2 protein-coding genes are annotated in these 3825 nt (G+C 68.2%); both read right to left on the bottom strand.

Translation table 11 applies throughout. The features are described 5' to 3' along the window. Positions 1 to 125 precede the first annotated feature (125 nt). Positions 126 to 2456 carry a pyruvate formate lyase family protein gene (locus VM221_08600; GenBank protein ID HUT74878.1) on the bottom strand — a complete coding sequence of 777 codons (2331 nt, stop codon included), beginning with the start codon at positions 2454 to 2456 and terminating at the stop codon, positions 126 to 128. Between the two features lie 345 nt (positions 2457 to 2801). Beyond that, positions 2802 to 3825: hypothetical protein (locus VM221_08595; protein ID HUT74877.1), on the bottom strand; the 1024-nt coding region annotated here is incomplete at its 5' end.

Below are 3825 nucleotides of genomic sequence, written 5' to 3'. Positions count from 1 at the left end.
CACGCGCAGCGCAGCGGGCAGCCCTTGAGGAAGACCGTGCTCCGGATGCCGGGACCGTCGTGCACCGCGTAGCGCTTGATGTCGAAGATCACGCCGGTGTCGCCTGCGGGCATGTCGCTGTCACCTCAGGCCTGGCCGTGCCCGGCGCGCTCAATCAGGTAGTCCTGGATGTCGGCGTCGAGGTTCACGAAGTAGTCGGAGTACCCGAAGATGCGCACCGACAGCGATCGGTAGCTCGCCGGGTCGCAGCGCGCCTCGCGCAGGGCCTCGGCGCTGATGGCGTTGATGCCGATGTTCGACGCGCCCATCGCGAAGAAGGTGCGCAGCAGATGCGCGAGCTTCTCGGCTCCGTCTTCGCCGGCCAGCGCCGAGGAGTGGACGTCCACGACGCAGGTGGTTCCGCCGCACAGCAGCGAGTGATCGCAGGCGGCGATCGAGCGCAGCGTGGCGGTCAGCCCGGACCGGTCCGCGCCGGGCACAGGTGCCATGCCCTTGGCGATCGGGTCCCCGGCGTGGCGGCCGTCAGGCGTGGCAGCGGTCCTGCTCGCGAAGGTCAGCGTGCTGCCCACCGGCATCCCGAAGACCATGGGCAGCCACGGCTCGCCGAAGAAGTTGCGGTAGCGGCCCAGTTCGCTGGCGTATAGTTCGACGATGCGCCGGGCCCACTTGTCGGCAGCCTCGATCCCGTTGCCGTACTTGGGCGCTGCGCGCAGCAGCCGCTGGCGCAGCGGCTCATGGCCCTCGAAGTCAGCGCGCAGCGCTGCCACGAGTTCGGCCATGGACACGAGGCGCTGGGCGAAGACCGCGTGCTCGATGGCGGCCAGACTGTCGGCGGCGTTGGCGACGCAGACCATCGCCACGCCCGCCACGTTACGAGCGGCCCCGCCGTGGGTGACCTCGATGCCCTTTTCGAGCGCGTCCGGATAGGTGCATGACTGGAAGGGCAGCCAGACGGTCGCCAGGTTGCGGCGCTCGCCGACGATCGTCGCCTCCACGCAGAGGTCAACAGCGGCGCGCATCTGCTCGGAGAAAGCGTCCCAGACCGCAGCCATATCACCAAAGTTCGACGGGTCGCCAGTTCGCGGACCGATCTGCCCACCGGTCAGAGCGCAGCGTCCGTCGTTGAGCGCAAGCTCGACGCACTTGAGCGGGCTGAGGCTGTGCTCGAGGGTGCGCGGGGGCGTGTAACCCGCGATGACCGTCTCCACGCAGCCGACGATCGAGTAGTCACGCGCCCAGCGCGTCTCGATGTCCAGTCGCTCCAGGCCCGGGATGATCGCCTCGTCCCCGAAGACTGACAGTCCGAGGTTCAGGGCGCTGACCTCGGCGACCTGCCGCCAGAACCAGTCGGGCGTTCCGGCGTGCACGCGCACTCCGAGGTCGATGAGCAGCCGCTCCTCGGCGGCGATCTCCAGCATCATGCGCGAGATGTCGTTGGTGGCGTCGCCACCGTCAGGGCCCATCCCGCCGAGCATGATGTGCTGGTCGGTGTAGTAGCGATAGAGCTTCAGGTAGAGCTCGCGCAACCGCTCCTTCGCATCTTCGCGGGTCATCTCCCCGGCGGCGAGGTCGCGCTCGAGATATGGAAACAGGAGTTGGTCGAGGCGGCCGAAACAGTGAGTGGTGGGCTGGCCATCGCCCTGCTCCATCTCCTCAACACGGTGCACCAGCCAGATGCACTGCAGCGCCTCGCGGAAGTTGCGCGGAGGGTTGCGCGGGGTCCACTCGCAGGCTCCGGCGATGGCGATCAGCTCAGCGCGGCGCACTGGGTCGTCGGCGTCTGCGGCCAGATCCCGGGCCAGCGCGGCGTAGCGCTCCGCGTAGGCAATGCCCGCCTCGGCCGCGATAGCCATGGCCTGCCAGGTGTCGCGACGATCAGGATCCTCAGCGGCCCGCGCGCGCGCGGCGGCGTCGGTGGCGACGTGCCCGAGACCCACCTGCAATATCCACCAGTGCCCCGGCAGGGCGTGCCCGATGGGCGAGCCGCTCGCAACAAAGAGCCCGGCACTGTGCGCGGCACGGATGGCGCCCGCGCGCGGTGAGTCATTGAGCGGATCAGGATGGGTGACGCGATGCTCGCGCCACCACTCGATGTCCCGCCGCGCTTGCTCGGGCGTGTCCTCGTGCTCGGCGGCATGCGCGGGGAATCGATACTCGGGGTAGTCAGCGGCCACCCACCAGTCGCGGTCATGCTCGCTGAGGCCCTGGTGGGTAACGGCCCGGCCCTGCGGCAGTCCCACCATCCTGTCCTCGGGGAAGATGTGGATGGGCAGGCTCCGCAGGTAATGCGACAGCGCCACGGCCCGGCGGATGATCTCGGGCTGCCCCTCGGTCTGCTGGTAAGACTCAGTTACCAGCGCCAGGCGCACTCCGCGCGGAATGCTGCTCTCCAGCGACAACGCGCGATCGCGAATGGCCTCCCGGCGCGTTGTGGTCCGATCGCTGACCTGCGCCATGCTGTTGCCTTCCTCGCGTCTCGTCGCCCTGCCCAACTGATGTCATGGATTCAGCGACGTCAGGCTGTTGACCTGCCGCCGTTCGTGATACCAGTCCCTATGTGGTACTTGCGGCCTCTTGGTCTTGCCCCCGTCTTGGTGCCACCGGCAGTGAGAGCCTTCAGCCTGTCAGGCAGGCTTCCCGCCATTGTCGTTGGCTCGTCGCTGTCATGCCGTTGGTGCTGTGCCCACCGCCGGGCGGTGCGGACGCATGCGGAGTTCGGCGCCGACCGCCAATGGTCATCTCGGCCAACTCGCGGCCGACACCCCAAGTGGCGCCGGCATGCGTTGTCGGGAGGGACGGGCTCACTCAGCGGGGGCGACGGGGTTGGCCCGGTTCCAGTCCAGGACCGCGCGGTACTTGGGCGTGTCGTCGTCCACGTACTCAACAAGCCCCCACGACCCCCACTTGCTCCAGCGCCCGACCGAGGAGAACATGCACATGACGTCCCCGCCCGCGTCGCGCCACGCGTCGAGGCAGAGCGTGTACATCACGCCCATGCGTTGGTGGCGGTTGGCCGCCTGCAGCAGGGCGGTGAGCGCATCGTTGTTCTCTCCCCCGCCGGCGCCCACGGCGTGCTGGCCGGCCTCGTAGGCCACCAGCCGCAGACCATACTTGTCCGCGACCTGCTTCTGCTTGGCGATGTTCCCGATGGCCTGCGGCAGCGACACCTGCTCCAGGTGATCCAGCACCTGCTCGACGCTCCACGCGGCCACCTCATCGCTCGTGGGTGTGCTCCTGGGGCTGAGGACCATGCCGAAGTAGGGCGCCACCGCCAGCGCGTCACAGTGCTGCCAGGCGTCCTGGAAGGACAGCTTCGCCTCGGACACGAACGGCACCGCCGCCTGCGTCGCCATGCAGCGCACCAACCGCTCGGTGCCGCCGAACACGTCCTCCCAGATCGCGAAGATCTGCACCGACCGCATTGACCCGTAGCGCCAGCCTGCCTCCCAGGGCTTCTCCGCCAGGCCCAGCTCCATACCCCGCTCATTGCAGTACTTCGTCGCCTCGAAGATGCTGTTCCACACCTCGTTGGAGTACTCCACGTACACGGTGAGCGACGGGTCAAGGTCACGCTTCACCTGCTCGGCGAACTGCCGAACGTACTCGTCGTCGGCCAGGTGCGGCATGCAGAACCAGGGGTTGACCTTCAGGCGGTTGCACAGGTCAATCATTACCTCGAGCGGTGCGCCCCTCTCGGTCCAGGTGGCGTCGTCCTGCCGGGGCCGGTCCTCCCAGGTTGCCACCTTGGAGCCGTTGGTACGCATCCAGTCCATGAACCGGATGGTGCCAAGCTCCGCCCAGCGCGCCAGGAAGTCCGGGTGGAAG

Source organism: Armatimonadota bacterium (assembly GCA_035527535.1).
In the GTDB taxonomy this organism is placed as follows: Bacteria; Armatimonadota; Hebobacteria.
This window is presented reverse-complemented; position numbering and strand designations above follow the sequence as displayed.

Excerpts from the sequence above, each read along its gene's own strand:
- VM221_08600 (HUT74878.1), bottom strand. The coding sequence starts at position 2,456 with ATGGCGCAGGTCAGCGATCGGACCACAACGCGCCGGGAGGCCATTCGC.